The 19,305-nt window shown below is 71.5% G+C and carries 4 protein-coding genes; 3 read left to right on the forward strand and 1 reads right to left on the reverse strand.

Annotated features, from left to right (window positions below; genetic code table 11):
* Positions 1–101: 101 nt before the first annotated feature.
* The 3 genes from KLK06_RS18735 (at position 102) to KLK06_RS18745 (ending at position 16,906) form a co-directional block, all read left to right on the forward strand.
* Entirely contained in the window at positions 102–2,366 is a 2,265-nt protein-coding gene (locus KLK06_RS18735) for a glycoside hydrolase family 95-like protein (RefSeq protein WP_214636752.1), read from the forward strand.
* 144 nt (positions 2,367–2,510) lie between these two features.
* A complete protein-coding gene (locus KLK06_RS18740; RefSeq protein ID WP_214636753.1) occupies positions 2,511–7,208 on the forward strand; it encodes a non-ribosomal peptide synthetase in 4,698 nt (1,565 codons plus the stop codon).
* Positions 7,205–16,906 (forward strand): non-ribosomal peptide synthetase/type I polyketide synthase, encoded by a 9,702-nt coding sequence (locus KLK06_RS18745; protein ID WP_214636754.1) that lies wholly within the window; start codon positions 7,205–7,207, stop codon positions 16,904–16,906. The genes KLK06_RS18740 and KLK06_RS18745 overlap by 4 nt, the downstream gene beginning before the upstream one ends.
* 15 nt (positions 16,907–16,921) lie before the next feature.
* Here KLK06_RS18745 and KLK06_RS18750 read toward each other — a convergent pair whose 3' ends face one another.
* Positions 16,922–19,156, reverse strand: coding sequence for an Orn/Lys/Arg decarboxylase N-terminal domain-containing protein (locus KLK06_RS18750; protein WP_250905566.1), 2,235 nt, complete (start codon positions 19,154–19,156; stop codon positions 16,922–16,924).
* Between the last annotated feature and the right edge of the window lie 149 nt (positions 19,157–19,305).

The following is a 19,305-nucleotide window of genomic DNA, read 5'->3' on the forward strand; positions in this document are numbered from 1 at the left end:
GACCCTCGGATCTTTACAGGGCCTTGACCGCGATCTAGGGCGCAAATACCGTCATGGGTGCCTAACACATCCGATCTATCTACGATGAGGGGCACCGTGGCATGAGCGAACTGTCCAGGCGCGCACTGCTCGGCTCCGCGCTGGCCGCCCCCGCGCTCGGCGCCCTGGGTGGTCCCCCTCTGCTCCGTGACGAGATCGACTGGCAGAGCTTCCTGGCCGATGCCGACCTGGTGTGGCAGCGGATGCCGCAGACCTGGTACGAAGGGCCGTTCCTGGGCAACGGTTTCCTCGGCTCCGGCATCTACGCCCAGCAGGACGCCAATGCCGTGCGCTTCAACGTGCAGCACAGCGAGGTTCAGGACCACCGTCCCGAGTACGGCGCGCTGTTCGGCCTGGCCCGCCTGCCCATCGGCCACCTCACGCTGGAGCCCGCCGGCGCGATCACCGGCGTCGACTGGCGGCTCGACCTGTGGAACGCCGAGCTGACCGGCACCATCACCACCGCCGCCGGCAGCCTGAAGATCAGCGCGTTGATCCACAACGACCGCTCCGTGCTGGCCGTCGACGTCGTCCCCAGCGACGGCGAGCGGGACTTCCGCTGGACCTTCCACCCCGAGGAGGCCATCAGCCCCCGCGCCAACCCGATCTTCAACAAGCCGCCCCCGCCCGGCTACACCACCAACCCCGCGCCGGCCGTGACCCGACACGCCGACCTGGAGCTGATCACCCAGCCGCTGGTGGCCGGCGGTGGGCACGCGACGGCCTGGCAGGAGGTACGGCGCGGCCGGCACCGTACCCTCTACGCCGCCGTCGCCTGGTCGTTCCCGGGCGACACGGCCGCCGACAAGGCGGTCGGATCGGTGCGCTCGGCCGCGCGGCTGCCCATCGAGGCGCTGGCCGCCGACCACCGGCACTGGTGGCACCGCTACTACCGCAAGAGCTTCCTGTCGGTGCCGGACCAGCGGATGCAGAGCTTCTACTGGATCCAGCTCTACAAGGTGGCCGCCGCCGCGCGCCGGGACGCGCCGCCCATGGCGACCTCCGGGCCGTGGCTGGAGCCGACGCCGTGGCCGGCGACCTGGTGGAACCTCAATGTGCAGCTCGAATACTGGCTGATCCACGGGTCGAACCACCTGGAGCTGGACGCGGTCACCAGGAGCCTGTCGCAGTACCGGCAGCGCCTCATCGACCAGGTGACGTTCCCCGAGGACTCGGCGGGCATCCCGCGCACCACGGACATGACGCTCGACAACGGTGCCGGAATCGGCAACAGCGGTTACCCGGTGGGCGTCCCCGGCCAGGACACACCCGTCCCCGAGGTCGGCAACCTGACCTGGGCGCTGCACAACGTCTGGCTGTCCTACCGGCACACGATGGACGCCCGAATCGTACGGGACGTGCTGTTCCCGCTGCTGCGCCGGGCGATCACCTACTACCTGCACTTCCTGGCGCCGGGCGCCGACGGCAAACTGCACCTGCCCGCCACGTTCTCGCCCGAGTACGGGGTCAACGCGCTGGACACGAACTACGACCTGGCGCTGATCCGCTGGGGCTGCCGGACGCTGGTCGAGTCCGCGCGCCTGCTGGGCGTGCGGGACCCGCTGCTGCCGAAGTGGCAGGACGTGCTGGCGAACCTGGCCGGCTACCCGGTGGACGAGAACGGTTTCATGATCGGAGCGGGCGCGCCGTTCGCCAAGTCACACCGGCACTACTCCCACCTCCTGATGATCTATCCCCTGTATCTGCTCACCTGGGAGCAGCAGAACCAGCGCGAGCTGATCGAGAAGTCGCTCAAGCACTGGATCAGCTTCGAGGGCGCCCTGCAGGGCTACAGCTTCACCGGCGCGGCCTCGATCTCCGCGCAGATGTCGCGCGGCGACGACGCCCGCTTCTACCTCGACGAGCTGCTGCGCCGCTTCGTCCAGCCCAACACGATGTACAAGGAGAGCGGCCCGGTCATCGAGACGCCGCTGTCGGCCGCCCAGTCCATGCACGACATGATCTGCCAGAGCTGGGACGGCGTCATCAGGGTCCTGCCCGCCGTACCGGCCGCGTGGCCCGACGTGACCGTGCACGACTTCCTGACGCAGGGCGCGTTCCTGCTCTCGGCCGCCCGTCGCGGCGGTCGCACCGATTTCGTGCGGCTGGTCTCGCTGGCGGGGGCGCCCTGCCGCGTCCGCACCGGCATCGACGGCCCGTTCACCGTACGTTCCCACGGCAGAAAGGTGCCCTGGCGGACGCTGCCCGGCGGCGATCTCGAGCTCGATCTGCGCCGCGGGGAGGAGGTGCTGATCCAGGCCCGGGGCGACGCGATGATCCGGCCGGTGACGGCGCCGAGTCAGCCCCGCTGGGGCCTGCCCGCCTGACACCACCCGGACCTGTCTGAAGGATAGATCAACAAGGTCGCGAACGCCACGCTGGCCGAGATTTGACACACATCTGGAGACCAGGTCATTCTGATCCGCGGCGTGCGCAAAAAGTGGGAAAAAACTCAATCGGCAGGGGCGGCAATGGCGTCGGGTGGATCACCCCTGGAATCTGTTCTGCACCTTTATCAAGATCAGCTGAGCGCGGCCCCGGAAAGGGTCGCCGTCGCGGCCGGTCAAGATCAACTCACCTACCGGGAGCTGGATCGCCTCGCGAACGGCATCGCCGCTGAGCTGCGTCATCTCCCGATGAATGAGCAGCGCTGGGTGGCCGTGCTCGCGGACCGCTCGATCCGGCTGGTCGCGGGTCAGCTCGGTGCCATGAAGGCGGGCGTCGCCTTCGCCCCGATCGACCCGGCCACGCCCGCGGAGCGGATCCACGCCATGCTGGCGGGAGCCGCGGCCGTCGTCACGGCGCCCGAGTGGAGAGCTCTGGTCCCCGACGGCATCCCGGTGATCGACACGCCCGCCGAGGCGGACGCGTCACCCCTGCCGCACGTCGAGCCCGGCGAGCCCGCCTACGTCATCCACACCTCCGGCTCGACGGGGACGCCCAAGGGCGTCCTCGTCCCGCACCGCGCGCTGACCAACCTGATCGGCTGGTCGCACGAGACCTTCGGGCTGGGCGGCCGTGCCCCGCTGCTCACCAGCCCCAACTTCGACCCATCGGTGTGGGAGATCTGGACGTATCTGACCGCGGGCACCACGATGGTCATCCCCAGCGAGCGGACCAGGCTCTCCCTGCCCGCCTTGCGCGACTGGATCGTGGAGCGGGAGCTGACCACCTGTTATGCGCCCACTCCCATCGCCGAGGGCCTGCTCGGCCTGTCCTGGCCGGCGGAGACCAAGCTGGCGACGCTGAGCACCGGCGGCGACCGGCTCACCACCTACCCGAGACCCGAGCTGCCCTTCCGGCTGATCAACCTCTACGGCCCGGCGGAATGCGCCGTCAACGCGATCGCCGGCCAGGTGCCGGTCTACGACGGCCAGAGCCGCCCGCCCGCGCTCGGCACGCCGCTGCCCGGCGTCACCGTCCACCTCCTGGACGAGGCGATGCGGCCGGTCGAGGAGGGCGAGATGTACCTCGGCGGCGTGTGCGTCGGCCTGGGCTACCTCGACCGGCCCGACCTGACGGCTGAGCGTTTCGTCCGCGACCGGGACGGGCGCCCCCTCTACCGCACAGGCGACCTGGCCAGGCGGCGGCCCGACGGGCTCATCGAGTTCCTGGGGCGGCTCGACGACCAGGTCAAGATCCGCGGCAACCGGGTAGAGCTCGGCGAGATCGAGACCGTGCTCGGCCGTCACCCGCGGGTCCGGGCCGCCACCACCGCCCTCCGCGGCCACGAACTGGTCGCCTACATCGTGGGCACGGCGACCGAGCAGGAGGCGCGCGCCCACCTGCGCAGGTTCCTGCCCGACTACATGATCCCCACCGCCTGGGTCTTCCTGGACGAGCTCCCGCTGACCGGCAACGGCAAGGTGGATCGTGCCGCGCTGCCCGGCCCGGTCCGCGAGTCCCGCTCGATCACGCCGCCCGGCACCGCCACCGAGATACTGCTCGCCGAGATCTGGCAGGACGTCCTCGACGCCGGGCTGATCGGCGCCGACGACGACTTCCTGGCACTGGGCGGCCAGTCGCTGCTGGCGATGCGCATCGCCGCCCGCGCCTGCGAAGGGCTGGGCAAGCCGGTCGAGCCCCGGATGCTCTTCGAACACCCCACGCTCGCCGCGCTCGCCCGGGCGATCGACGGCCTGCCGGAGGTGGCAGCGGCGACCCCGGCCGAGGGCGGCCTCACGCCGGCGCAGCGTCGGCTCTGGTTCATCGACCAGGTGGCGCCCGGCGCGCAGTACAACGTGCCCATCCTGTACGCCCTGGACGGCCCCCTCGACACCGGGCGCCTGGAGAACGCGATCAACGAGATCGTCCGCAGGCATCCGCCCCTGCGTACCCGCTACGAAGAGCACGACGGCGAGCCGGTGCCCGTGGTCGAGCAGACGCGGCCCGTACCGATGAAGGTCGTGGACGCCACCCTGCGTGGCGCGGACGCGCTGGCCAAGCACGCCGCCCGCGACCCCTTCGACCTGCGGAACGGTCCCGTGCTGCGGGCGCTGCTGCTCCGGCTCGCCGACGACCGGCACCGGCTGCTGGTGACCGTCCATCACATCGCCTTCGACGGCTGGTCGGCCGGGGTCTTCCTGGACGAGCTGGCGCGGCTCTACGCGGGGGAGAGCCTGCCCGCGCCGACCGGGGCGTACCGGCGCACGCCGGATCTCGGCCGCCTGCCGTACTGGAAGAAGGCCCTGGAGTCGCCGCCCGAACGGCTGGGGCTGCCCGCCGACCGCCCCGGATCGACGGGGCCGCTCCGGCGCGGCGCCCGGGTCCGGGCCACGCTGCCGGACGGGCTGCTCGCCGAGGTGGAGACACTGGGCAGGCGCGCTCAGGCGAGCCCGTTCATGGTGCTGTTCGCCGCCTTCCAGGCACTGCTGCACCGCTACAGCGGCCAGGACGACATCGTGACGGGCGTGCCGTTCTCCGGCAGGGAGGCGCCGGGCGCGGACTCCATGATCGGCTTTTTCGTGGAGACGCTGCCGATCAGGACCGGCCTGGCGGGCGACCCCTCCTTCGAGCGCCTGCTGTCACAGGTGCGGGCGACAGTCCTGGCCACGCCTACGGACGTGCCGCTCGAGGCGATCGTGCGGGAGCTCTGTCCCGACGGCCGGCCGCCCTTCGACGTGATGTTCGCGATGCAGGAGCCGCCGGACGCCAAGCGAGCCGATGGGCTGACCTTCCGGATGCTCGAGGAGGTGGAGAACGGCGGCGCCAAGGCCGACCTGGTGCTCTACGCCGAAGGGCAGGAGATGAGCCTGGAGTTCGCCACCGACCTGTTCGAGCGCGCCAGCGCGGAGCGCCTGTTGAGACACTACGTACGCGTCCTGGAGCAGGTGGCGGCCGACCCGGCCGCGCCGATCTCCACGCTGCTCGCCCGGCGGCACGAGCCCGCCGGTCACGGCCCCGACCAGTGCCTTCACCGGCTCTTCGAACAGCAGGCGGACAGAACCCCCGACGCGGTCGCCGTCGAGTTCGACGGCGCCGCCCTCACCTACGCCGAGCTCGACCGGCGGGCCAACAGGCTGGCTCACCTGCTGCGCGAGCTGGGGGTGGGCCCGGAGGTGCCGGTCGCCCTGCACGTACGGCGCTCGCTCGACCTGCCCGTGGCGCTGCTGGGGATCCTGAAGTCGGGCGGCGCCTACGTGCCGCTCGACCCCTCCTACCCCCAAGGACGCCTCACCCAGGTGCTCGGCCGGGTCGCCACCCCGGTCCTGGTGACGCACCGGGCGCTGGCCGGCAGCCTGCCGCACGAGCGGCCCGTCCACGTCGACACCGACCTCGACGGCCGGCCGGAACACCGGCCGGACAGCGGCGTCACGGCCGACAACCTGGCCTACATCCTGTTCACCTCGGGCTCGACCGGCCTGCCCAAGGGTGTGGCGATGCCGCACCGCCCGGTCGCCAACCTCATGGCCTGGCACAGCGGCGCCTACCGGAGCCTGCAGTTCACCGCGCTCGGCTTCGACGTCTCCGTGCAGGAGATCTTCAGCACCTGGGCGTACGGCGGGACGCTGGTCATGGTCGGCGACGAGGTACGGCGCGACCCGGCCGCCCTGCTCGACCACATCGCCAGGACCCGGGTCGAGCGGATCTTCCTGCCCTTCGTGGCGCTGCAGTCGCTGGCCGGCGCCGGGCTCGAACCGCCTGCCACGCTGCGCGAGGTGATCACCGCGGGCGAGCAGCTCCAGGTCACCCCGCAGCTCGAGCGGTTCATCAAACCGTGGATGACGCTCCACAACCAGTACGGGCCGACCGAGGGCGCGATCATCGACATCGCCCATACCCTCACCGGCCGGCCGGCGGACTGGCCGCGGCTGCCACCCATCGGCAGGCCGGTCACCGGCATCCAGGCGCCGATCCTCAACCGCCTGGGCCACGAGGTGCCCGACGGCGTCCCCGGCGAGCTGCACCTCGGCGGCGCCTGCCTGGCCAGGGGCTACCTTGGCCAGCCGGAGCTGACGGGGGAGCGGTTCATCATCTGGCGGGACGGGCGCAGGCTCTACCGGACGGGGGATCTGGTCCGCCGCGACGAGGCTGGGGAGATCGAGTTCCTGGGCCGCGTGGACGACCAGGTCAAGATCCGCGGATACCGGGTCGAGCCCGGCGAGATCGCCGCGGTGCTGTCCGGGCATCCTGCCGTGCGTGAGGCGTTCGTCATGGCCCGGGAAGGCGGGCTGGTGGCCTACGTGGCCGCCGACAGTACCCCGGAGCTGCGCGCCTACTTGGCCGAGCGGCTGCCCGAATACATGGTGCCGAGCACGTTCGTCGCGCTGGAGTCCCTGCCGGTGAACCCTTCGGGCAAGGTGGACCGGCACGCCCTGCCGGCCCCCGGCCAGAGCGCGCGGACCGTCACGGCCCCGGCCACCTCGGTGGAACAGGCCATCGCCGCCGTCTGGCAGGAGGTGCTGGGCGGGCCGGTCGGGCGGCACGACAACCTCTTCGAGCTGGGTGGCAACTCGCTCAACGCGACCCAGATCGCCTCCCGATTACATGAGGCGCTGGAGGTGCCGGTGCCGCTGCGGACGCTCTTCGCCCACCCGACCGTCGCCGAGCTCGGCGCGAAACTCACCTCGCCGGACGTGGAGGCGGCCGCCGAGCTGTATCTCATGGTCGCCGCGTACTCCGACGAAGAGGCCGAGGCCCTGCTGCGGTCGATGGAAGGCGGCCAATGAGCCTGTCAGCCCAGCAGCGCCAACTCCTGGACGCGTTACGTAAGAAGAAACAGCGGGCCGGGCGGTCCAGGCCCGACCGGCTGCCGATGTCCTTCGCCCAGCTTCGCTCCTGGTATCTGGACAAGATCGCACCAGGCGCCGCGCACTACCTGATACCGCTCGCCTTCCGCATCGAGGGCCCGCTCGACCGCGAAGCGCTGCACCGCGCGCTGAACGCCCTGGTGGCCAGGCATGAGAGCCTGCGCACCACGTTCGCCATGGACGAGGACGGCCCGTACCAGATCGTGGCCGACTCACTGGCGCTCGACCTGGCGGACGCCGAGGACGGCACGCCGATGGACCTGACCACCGGCCCGCTCATCCGCGCCCACCTGCTGCGCGAAGGCGCGGAGCGGCACGTCCTGCACCTCACGCTCCACCACATCGTCGCCGACGCCTGGTCGCTGGAGGTGCTGCGCCGGGAGCTGAGCGCGCTCTACAACGGCCAGGAGCTGCCGGCGCTGTCCCAGCAGTACCCCGACTACGCGATCTGGCAGCGGGAAAACGACTACAGCCGGGATCTGGACTACTGGCGCGAGAAGCTGGCGGGCGCGCCGCCGCTCTCCGAGCTGCCGACGGACCTGCCCCGGCCGGCCGTCCAGACGTACGCGGGCGCCGAGCTGCCCTTCTCCCTGGGCCTTCCGCGCGCGGAGTTCCAGGCGTACTGCCGGAGCCTGGGCGCCACGCCGTACATGGTGCTGTTCGCGGCCTATCTGGTGGTGCTCTCCCGGCGTTCCGGCCGGTCGGACCTGGTGGTGGGCACGCCCATCGCCAACCGGGACCGGATCGAGTTCGAGGGCCTGATCGGGTTCTTCACCAACACCCTGGCCATCCGCGCCGACCTGTCGGGCGAGCCGTCGTTGTCCGAGGTGGTCGAGCGGGTCAAGGAGGCGATGCTCGACGCCCACGACCATCAGGGGATGCCCTTCGAGCGGCTGGTGGAGGAGCTCAACCCGGAGCGCCACCTGGACCGCGGCCCGGTGTTCCAGACGATGTTCGCCATGCTGCCCGCGGCCACGGCGACGTTGGAGCTGGCCGGCCTGACGGTCACCCCCGTGGAGATCCCCGAGCGCACGGCCAAGTTCGACCTGACGGTGGGCGTCCGCGAGAGCCTGGACGGGCTCGTGGAGTACAACACGGACCTGTTCCACGCGGGGACGATCCGCGGCCTGGTGGCCGACCTCCAGCAGGTGCTGGTTGCGGCGCTCGGCGGGAACGAGGCGTCCGGGGAGCTGCCGCGCCACGAGATCTCCCAGATCGTCACCCGGGCCTGGCGCGAGGCACTGGGCACCGGCGCCTTCGGTCCCGGCGACAACTTCTTCGAGGTGGGCGGCCACTCGCTGCTGGTCCTGCAGGTGCACGAGCGACTGCGCAAGCGGTTCAGCCTGACGGTCACCGACCTGTTCAGGTACCCGACGATCGCCTCGCTGACGGCCTACCTCAGCTCCGACGGCCCGGCGCCGAAGCCGGTCTCGGCCCCCGCGCCCGCCGACGGCGCGCTCGCCATCGTCGGCATGGCCTGCCGCTTCCCCGGCGCCACGGGGCCCGAGGAGTTCTGGGCGGCGATCCGCGACGGCGTGGAAGCCGTCCAGGACTTCACCGACGAGGAACTGCTCGCCGACGGCGAGGACCCCGACCGGCTGGCGGACCCCGCCTACGTCAGGTCGGGGACCGTGCTGGACGGCATCGACCTGTTCGACGCCACACTGTTCGAGTTCACCCCGCGCGAGGCCGAGATCCTCGACCCGCAGCAGCGCCTGTTCCTGGAGACCGCCTGGGAGGCGCTGGAGGACGCGGGCTGCGACCCCGCGCGCCATCCGGGGCAGATCGGCGTCTTCGCCGGCTCGGCGATGAGCAGCTACCTCATCGAGAACCTGCTGGCCGCGCCCGACGTGCTCAAGGCGGTGGGCGAGTACCAGGTCATGCTCGGCAACGACAAGGACTCCCTGCCCACCCGGACCTCCTACAAGCTCGACCTGCGCGGGCCGAGCGTCAGCGTCAACACCGCCTGCTCCACCTCGCTGGTCGCGCTCCACCTGGCCAGGCAGAGCCTGATCGCCGGCGACTGCGACCTCGCGCTGGCCGGGGCGGTGCGGGTCAACGCCTGGACCCGCCGCGGCTACCTCTACCAGAGCGGCGGCATCGGCTCGCCGGACGGCCACTGCCGCCCTTTCGACGCCGAGGCCCGCGGCACGATCGGCGCCAGCGGCGTCGGCGTCGTCGTGCTCAAGCGACTAACGGACGCCATCGCCGCGGGCGACACCATCCACGCCGTCGTACGCGGCTCCGCGGTCAACAACGACGGCACCAGGAAGGTCGGCTACACCGCGCCCGCCGTGGACGGCCAGGCCGAGGTCATCACCGCGGCCCTGGCCGCGGCCGGCGTCGACCCCGGCACGATCGGCTACATCGAGGCGCACGGCACGGGCACCGCGCTCGGCGACCCCATCGAGGTCGCGGCGCTCTCCCAGGTCTTCACCGGGAACCAGCGGATCGCACTGGGCTCGGTCAAGTCCAACATCGGCCACGCCGACGCCGCCGCCGGGATGTCCGGGCTGATCAAGACCGTGCTGGCGCTCAAGCACCGCACCCTGCCGCCCACGGTCAACTTCACGATACCCAACCCGCGCATCGACTTCAGCCCGTTCTACGTGCCCACCGCCGTCGCGGCCTGGCCGCCGGGCCCGGCACCGCGAAGAGCGGGCGTCAGCGCCTTCGGAATGGGCGGCACCAACGCCCACGTCGTCCTGGAGGAAGCACCCGAACCACCCGCCACCCCACTGACGCCCGGCCAGCCCCTCGCCCCACGGGCGACCGGCCAGTCCGCCGTCCCAGTGGGGACCGGACAGCTCTCCGTCCCACCGGCGGCCGGCCCGCACCTGCTCATCCTGTCGGCCGCCAGTGACACGGCGCTGGCGGACATGGCCACCCGGCTCCGTGCCCACCTGCGCGCGCGTCCGGGTACGGACCTGGGCGATGTCGCCGCCACCCTCCGGCTCGGCCGCCGCCAGCTACGGCACCGCGGCATCATGGTCGCCGAGGATGGCCGGTCGGCACTGGACGCCGAGCTCATCACAAGCGAGTCGCACCCCCGCGAGGTCGCCTTCGTCTTCCCCGGCCAGGGCGCGCAACGGTGTGGGATGGGCGCGGGGCTGTACCGGTCGGACAGCGTCTTCCGCGCCGCCGTCGACGATTGCTCCACCCTCCTCAAGCCGTACCTCGACCTCGACCTGCGCCAGGCCCTGTACGGCGAGGCCGGCGATCTCGATCAGACCTGGCTCACCCAGCCCGCGCTCTTCGTCACGGAGTACGCGCTCGCCCGCACGCTGATCGAGCGCGGGGTCCGCCCGGCGATGATGGCCGGGCACAGCATCGGCGAGTACGTCGCCGCCTGCCTGGCCGGAGTCCTCACCCTGGAGGACGCCCTGCGCCTGGTCGCCGCGCGCGGCCGCCTGGTGCAGAGCCTGCCCCCCGGTTCGATGCTGGCCGTGCCGCTGCCCGAGTCCGAGGTGGGCGAGCTGCTCGGCGAGGACGTCTCCCTGGCCGCGGTCAACGCCCCCGAGCTGTGCGTCCTGGCCGGCCCGGAGCAGGCCATCGCCGAGCTGGAGCAGCGGCTGGTACGCCAGGGCGTCTCCTGCCGCACGCTGCGCACCTCCCACGCCTTCCACTCCGCCATGCTGGATCCGGTACTCGACGCCTTCGCCGCCGAGGTCGCCTCCGTGCGGTTGGGCACTCCCGACCTGCCGTACCTCTCCAACGTCACGGGCGGCTGGGTGTCCGGCGCCGAGACCAAGGACCCCGCCTACTGGGTACGCCATCTGCGGGAAACCGTGCGGTTCGCCGACTGCGCCCGCGCCCTGGTGACGGCCGACGCCGCGGTGGTGGAGGCGGGGCCGGGCCGGACGCTGAGCACGCTGGTGCGCCGTCAGGGTGGCCAGGCCACGGTCGCGCCCCTCGCTGATCCGGAGAGCGGACAGGCCGCCCTGCTGGAGGGCGTCGGGCGGCTGTGGGCGAGCGGTGCCGACGTCGACTGGGCGGCGTTCGGCCCACCGGGCAGGCGGGTGCCCCTGCCCACGTATCCGTTCGAGCGGCACCGCTACTGGATCGAGCCGCGCGCCCGCCGCTTCGAGATCGCGCCGGTGCCGGGGGCGATTCAGACGGTCCACACGGTCGGCACGGTTCAGGCGGTTCAAGGGGCCCACACGACCGACGCGGTTCAGGAGCTCGACGTGGTCGCCGCCGCCTGGCGGGATGTGCTCGGCATCACGCCCACCGGCCCCCGGGACGACTTCTTTGACCTGGGCGGCGACTCCCTCGTGGCCACCCAGCTCGCCTCCCGCCTGGGCCTGCCGATCGAGGCGGTCTTCGACCACCCCACGCTGGGCGGTCAACGGGCGCTCCTCGCCCCGGCAGGCCCTCGCGCGGTGATCCCGGCCGTCGCCTCGGTGGGTCTCCCGGCCGTTGCTTCGGCGGGTCTCCCGGCCATTGCCTCGGCAGGTTCCCCGGCCGTCGCCTCGGCAGGTTCCCCGGTCGGCGCGTCGGCGGTTGCCCGTGAGGTGATCCCGGCAGTCGAGGAGCCCGGTCCGGCTCCCGTCTCGTTCATCCAGCGGCGCATGTGGTTCATCGACCAGGTGCACGGCTCGGCCGCCTACGCCGTGGCCACGGCGCTGGACCTGCGGGGCGAGCTGGACGTGGCGCGGCTGCACGGCGCCCTGCGCGAGCTGGTGCGGCGGCACGAGTCGCTGCGGACCGTCTTCCACGCCCCGGACGGCGAGCCGGTGCAGGTGGTGCTGCCCGCAGGGGAGACGCCGCTGCCGGTCGAGGACTGCGACGACGCCGACCGGGCGCTGAGCGAGGCCGCGGCCCAGCCCTTCGACCTGGCGCACGGCCCGCTGTTCCGAGCCCGGCTGTTACGGCTCGCCCCCGACCACCACGTCCTGTCCCTCGGCTTCCACCACATCGTCGTGGACGGCTGGTCGATCACCTTGCTGCGGACCGAGCTGGCCGCGCTGTACAACGGCGAGACACTCCCCGAGCCGCGGATCAGGTACCGCGACTACGCGCGCTGGCAGCGGCAGCAGGCCGCCGATCTCGGTTTCTGGAAGGAACGGCTGCGCGGCATCCCGCACAGCCTGGACCTGCCCACGGACCGGCCACGCCCGCCGACGCAGACCTTCGAGGGCGCGGTCGCCACCCACCTGCTCCCCGCGGAGCTGGCCGCCGGGGTGCGGAAGCTGAGCCAGGAGCGCGGCGCCACGCTCTACATGACCCTGCTGACCGCGCTCCACACGCTGCTGTACCGCTACAGCGGCCAGGAGGACATCTGCGTCGGCTCGCCGGTGGCCGGGCGCACCCGCCCCGAGCTCGAAGGCATCGCGGGCTGCTTCATCAACACCCTGGTCATGCGGGCCACGATGGACGGCGGCCTGCCGTACACGGAGCTCCTGGCGCAGGTACGCGCGTACGCGCTGGGCGCGTACGCCCATCAGGACGTGCCCTTCGAACGCCTGGTGGAGGAGCTCAACCCGCCCAGGGACCTGTCGCGCAACCCACTCTTCCAGGTGCTGTTCAACCTGCTCAACCTGCCCAAGAGCGACCTGAACCTGGCCGGCCTGGCCGTGTCGGAACTGGCCGTGGAGACCGGCACCGCCCAGGTGGACCTGGTGCTCTACATCGAGGAGCAGGGCGATGAGCTGCTGTGCAGACTGGAGTACAACACCGCGCTCTACGATGCCGGCACCGCCCGGCGGCTCCTCCGGCACTACGAGAGCCTGCTCTCCGCCATCGTCGCGGCGCCCGAGACCGCACTGTCCGACCTGGTCTTCCTCACCGGGGAAGAGCTGGCCGAGCAGTTGGACGGCCAGGACGTCGAGGTGCCCGACCTGTGTGTCCACGAGCTGGTGGAAGCCCAGGTCGACCGGACGCCCGACGCCGTGGCCGTCACCTTCGACGGCGCCTCACTGACGTACCGGGAGCTGGACGAGCGGGCCGGCCGGATCGCCAGGCGCCTGCGGGCGGCGGGAGTGGGGCCCGAGACGCTGGTGGGCGTCGCGATGGAGCGGTCGGCCACGATGCTGGTCGCCCTGCTCGGCGTGCTGAAGGCGGGCGGCGCGTACGTGCCGCTCGACCCGATGTACCCGCAGGAGCGCCAAGCCCACATCCTGGACGACTCCGGCATCGGCGTCCTGATCACCGAGCGCGAGCTGGCCGGGCGCTACACCGGCTACCACGGGGAGCTCATCCTCGCCGACGACGAGGTCATGCGACAAACGCGCGACGGGCACAGCCCCGAGCGGCCGCCCGCGCCGGAGAACCCCTGCTACGTCCTGTACACCTCCGGCTCCACCGGGCGGCCCAAAGGCGTGCGCGTCCAGCACTCCTCGGTGGTCAACTTCCTCACCTCGATGAGCCGCGAGCCCGGCCTGACCGGCCAGGACACGCTCCTGGCCGTCACCACGTCCGCCTTCGACATCTCGGTGCTGGAGCTGTTCCTGCCGCTCACGGTCGGCGGCCGCGTGCTGATCGCGAGCCGCGAGGCGGCCTACGATCCGGTACGGCTGGCCGCCCTGCTCGACGACGCGACGGTCATGCAGGCCACTCCGGCGACCTGGCGGCTGCTGCTGTCGTCGGGATGGCCGGGCAAGCCGGGGCTGAAGGCGCTCTGCGGCGGCGAGGCGCTCCCCGCCGACCTGGCCACCGACCTGCGCGGCCGGGTGGCCGAACTGTGGAACCTGTACGGGCCGACCGAGACCACGATCTGGTCCACCCTCACCCGGGTCACCGACGGGCCGATCACGATCGGCCACCCGATCGCCAACACCCGGATCCTCCTGCTCGATGCCACGATGCGGCTGGTTCCCACCGGCGTGGTCGGCGAGCTCCACATCGGCGGGGCGGGCCTGGCCCGCGACTACCTCGGCCGGCCCGAGCTGACGGCGGAGCGCTTCATCACCTGGCGGGACGGGCGCAGGCTGTACCGGACCGGTGACCTGGCCCGCCGCCGGGCCGACGGCTCGATCGAGTTCCTCGGCCGGGCCGACAAGCAGGTGAAGGTCCGCGGCTACCGGATCGAGCTGGGCGAGATCGAGTCGCTCCTGCTGGCACACCCAGCGGTCCGCGAAGCGGCCGTGGTGGTGCGCGGCGCGGACGAGGCCAAAAGCATCGCCGCCTACCTGGTCGCCGACTCCGGACCGGACTGGCGCGAATACCTACGCCGCAAGCTGCCCGACTACATGATCCCCTCGTCGTTCGTACCGCTGGACGCGCTGCCGCTCACCCCCAACGGCAAGGTGGACCGCAAGGCGCTGCCCGAGCCGGTCGGCCAGGTGCGCGCCGAGGGCACGGCGCCGCGGACGCCGGCCGAGGTCAAGCTGGCCGAGCTCTGGTCGGCGATCCTGGGCGTGCGGGGGATCGGGATCGACGACGACTTCTTCGCGCTGGGCGGCGACTCCTTCAAGGCCGTGCGTGCCGTACGGGACTCGGGGATCCAGGCGACCGTGCTGGACCTCTTCAAGAACCCCACGATCCGAGCATTCGCCGCACTCGACGGTTCGTCCCGAAATTTCGGCCTCTTGCATGAACTGACGCCGCCACGCTCCGCGGCCTCGCTGACCCTGGTCTGCGTGCCGTTCGCGGGCGGCGGCGCGATCACGTACCAGCCGCTGGCCGCGGCCCTGCCCGAGCATCTCACCATGCTCGCGCTGGAGCCGCCGGGCCACGAGACCGGCAACCCCGGCGAGCCCGTGCTGCCCTTCCACGAGCTCGTCGAGGGCTGCGTCAAGGAGATCAAGGAGCAGGTCGACGGGCCCCTCGCGCTCTACGGGCACTGCATGGGCGGCGCGCTCACCGTCCAACTGGCGCGCAGGCTGGAGGAGGAAGGCGTCGACCTGGTGAAGGTGGTCATCGGCGGGCACTTTCCGGCGCCCCGCCTGCCGGGCAAGGCCTTCGCCTGGCTCCGCGAGATCTTCCCGATGGAGCGGTGGACCTCAAAGCGGCAAGCGCTGGAGTTCCTGCGGGCCATGGGCTTCTTCACCGAAGCGCTGGACCGTCACGAGCGCGACTTCCTCATGGGCGTCTTCCTCCACGACACCCAGGAGGGCGAGGACTACTACACCGACCTCTACCAGGCGCCCATCAAGAAGCTGTCGGCGCCGCTGGTGTGCGTGGTCGGCGAGAACGACCGTGCCACCGAGCTGCACGAGGAGCGCTTCCGCGAGTGGGAGGCCTTCTCCGACGCGGTGTCGCTGGAGGTCATCCCCAAGGCCGGGCACTACTTCCAGAAGCACCAGGCGCCCGAGCTGGCCGAGATCCTCGGTGGTGGCGATCGGCCGGCGGCGCCGCTGCCGCCCCGTTACCAGCAGGCCAGCCTGAAGACGTTCCTCCTGGTGGCCTTCGGCCAGCTCGTGTCGCTGATCGGCACCGGGCTGACCGCGTTCGGCCTGGGGCTGTGGGTCTACCAGCAGACGCGTTCGATCTCGATGTTCGCCATCGTCTCGGTCATGGCGCTGCTGCCCGCCGTCGTCCTGGCGCCGATCGCCGGAGCGGTGGCGGATCGCTGGAACCGCCGGCTGGTCATGATCACCGCCGACTCGGCGGCGGGCTGCGCCTCCGCCTCGTTGGCCACCCTGCTCTGGACGGGCGGGCTCCAGCTCTGGCACGTCTATGTCATCGTCGCCATCGGCGCGGTGTCGACGGCCTTCCACCAGCCCGCCTACATGGCGGCCATGGCCCAGTTGGTGCCCAAACGCTACTACGGCAGAGCCGGCGGCCTGGCCCAGCTGGGGCCGGCGGCGGGGACCGTACTGGCGCCGTTGCTGGGCGGCGCGCTCGTGGCCGCCATCGGATTGCCCGGCATCATCGTGATCGACCTGACCACCTTCGCCTTCGCGGTCACCGTGACCTTGGCGGTCCGCTTCCCGGACACGCTCTTCAAGAAGCGGGAGGAGCCGTTCTGGCAGGAGGTGACCGGCGGCTGGCGCTACATCACCCGCAGGCACGGGCTGCTGGCGATCATCCTGTTCACCTCGTTCCTGAACCTCCCCTTCGCCATGGTCGAGGTCCTGGCCACGCCGCTGCTGCTCAGCCTCACCGACACCCGGGGCCTGGGCATAGCGCTCTCGATGACCGGCATCGGACTGCTGGCCGGCAGCGTGATCATGACGGTGACCGGTGGCCTGGAGCGCCGCACCAACGGCATCCTCGGCTGCTTCATGGCACTGGGCGTCGCCTTCGCCGTCATCGGGATCGCCCCCCACCCGGCGCTGCCCGCCATCGGGCTGTTCTGCATCGGGCTGCTCACCGCGCTGCTGAACGCGCACTGGTTCGCCATCGTGCAGCAGAAGGTCGGGCTCGACCTGCAGGGCCGGGTCATCGCCACCAACCTGATGCTGAGCTGGGCCCTGGTCCCGGTGGGCTTCCTGCTGGCCGGACCGCTGGTCGAACAGGTCTTCAACCCCATCGCCGGCTCCGCGCAGGGCCGGGGGATCGCCCTGCTCACGCTCGTCGCGGGCGCGGTGACCGTGCTGATAGGCCTGGCGGCCTTCCGCTACCGGCCGGTCCGCTACCTGGAGGACGAGCTGCCCGACGCGATCCCCGACGCGGTGGTCATCACCGACAAGGACCTGATCCAGCAGGAGGCCGACAAGCAGCTCGTCGCTTGATCCTGGGGGAGCGGGTCAGACCTCGACCTCGACGTGGTAGTGGCCGCCGTCGTCGCGGTGCGCGCCGTGGATGTCGGTGGCCAGGTCTGGATAAGAGCGGTCGAAGTCCTCCAAAGCGTGCAGGTACGCCATAAGCGGGCCGTCGGCGGGCCCGGTCGCCTCTCCGGGCATCAGCATGGGGATCCCCGGCGGGGTGACGACGACGGTGGCGGCGGAGACGCGGCCGGGCAGGTCGGCGAGCGAGACGCGTTCCGTGCGCGAGCGGATCAGGGCCTGGTAGCTGTCGGCCGGGGTGCGGACGGGTTCGGGGAGGGTGGTGAAGATCTGGTCGAGGAGCTCGCCGAGCCCGAGGGTGCGGAGCTTGTCGTGTACGTCGGTGCAGAAGCGGCGCAGCGTGGTGGCCGGCGGCCCGAAGCCCGGCAGCACCTCGGCCAGGGACAGGTCGTCGTCGTAGGCACGCTTGAAGTCGGTGAGCGCGTCGATCAGCGTGCCCCACTTGCCCTTGGTGATCCCCATGGAGAACAGCACCAGCAGCGTGTGGTCCCCGGTCTTCTCCACGACGATGCCGCGCTGCCGCAGGTAGGTGGCGACGATCCGGGCGGGAATGCCCCAGTCGAGCGTGCCTTCGGCGGCGTCGGCGCCCGGGCAGGTGATCGTCACCTTGATGGGGTCGAGCAGGCAGTAGCCGTCGGTCAGGCCCTGGAAGCCGTGCCAGGCGGCGCCGGGCTCCAGCGTCCAGCACTCCGGATGGGTGCTCAGCAGCACGGGGTCGGCGTCGGCGAAGGAGACGGGCAGGCCGGTGCCGGGGTCCGTGACCTGAGCGGGCTGCCAGACGCCGAAGTACCAGTCCGGCCGCCGGCCGTCCTCCCGGATGCGGGCGGCCAGCCGGACCATGGCCTGGCGGAACCGGACCGCCTCGATGATGGCCTCGCCCGTCAGGAACGGTCCGGACGCGCCGTCCATCATCCCCGCCGCCACGTCCAGCGAGGCGATCATCGGGTAGAGCGGCGAGGTGGAGCAGTGCATCAGGTACGTCTCATTGAGCCGCTCGTAGTCCACCGGAGCGCGTCCGGCCGACCGGACGTGCAGCATCGCCGACTGCGACAGGGCCGCCAGGAGCTTGTGCGTCGACTGGGTGGCGAACACGGTGGGACGGTCCGGCCCCGGCAGCGTCCGCTCGTCCACGGCCATGCCGTAGCGGCGGGCGTACAGCGGGTTGAAGCGGGCGTAGGCGAACCACGCCTCGTCGAAGTGCACGCGGGGAACGCTCTCGCTCAGCAGCTCGGCGACCCGTACGGCGTCGTAGCAGAGCCCGTCGTAGGTGGAGTTGGTGATCACGGCGTAGGCCGGGTCGGTCTCCGCGAGCGGATGGCCGGCCAGGCGGGCGCGCAGGGTGTCGGCCCGCAGCTCGGCGGGCGGGATGGGGCCGGCCAGGCCGAGGCCGTTGCGTTCGGGCACCAGGTAGACGGGGCGCGCGCCGCTGATGGTCAGCGCGTGCTGCAGTGACTTGTGGCAGTTGCGATCCACCAGGGCGGTCTCGTCGCGGGCGATGGCGTGGTGGCCGACGATGCGGTTGGCGGTGGCGTTGCCGTTCATCACGAAGAAGGTGCGGTCGGCGCCGAAGACGCGGGCGGCGTTGCGTTCGGCCTCGCCGATCGGACCGGTGTGGTCCAGCGGCGAGCCCAGCTCGGGCACCGAGATGGATAGGTCGGTGCGCAGCAGGCGCTCGCCGTAGAAGTCGAAGAACGCCCGCCCCACCGGTGACTTCAGGAACGCGACGCCGCCGGCGTGCGCCGGGGTGTGCCAGGAATACTGGTGGTGGTCCTGCAGCTTGCGCAGCGCGCGGAAGAACGGCGGGAGGATCCGCTCGGTGTAGGCCTCGGTCGCGTGCGCGATGCGGCCGGCGATGAAGTCAGGGGTGTCCTCAAGGGGGAACACGTAGCCCTGGATGACCTCGTACACCCACAGGGGGAGCTCCTGCTCGGCGGTCATGAGGAAGACCGGCAGGCCGCGGAAGCGCTGGGTGACCGCGCCCAGCACCTGATCGGCGCCCGGCGCGTCCCAGTCGGCCAGCATCCCGGCCAGCGAGGCGTCCGAGCCGATCACCGCCAGCGCGTCCTGCGTGCGGTGTGTCCAGCGCAACTGGACGCCGAGGTCGTCCATTGCCGCGCTGACGCGGCGGATCTGCTCGGCGAGTGCCGTGTCGGCGTCGGGGCGTTCCGCGACTGCGGCGAGGACCGTTCGTTCCATGCGAACTCCATGGCAGGGGGGAATGTCGATCCGCCCCTTACCCTGAGTCGTTGATCGTCACGCAGGGTGCGTGGTTGTATCGCGTGTGGCTCGGTGCGCCTTGGGCAGATGGCACACCGGTAGGGCGGGTCACGGGGTCCGAGATGCTC

Origin of the sequence: Nonomuraea sp. NEAU-A123, from assembly GCF_018603905.1 — a bacterium.
Lineage (GTDB): Bacteria > Actinomycetota > Actinomycetes > Streptosporangiales > Streptosporangiaceae > Nonomuraea.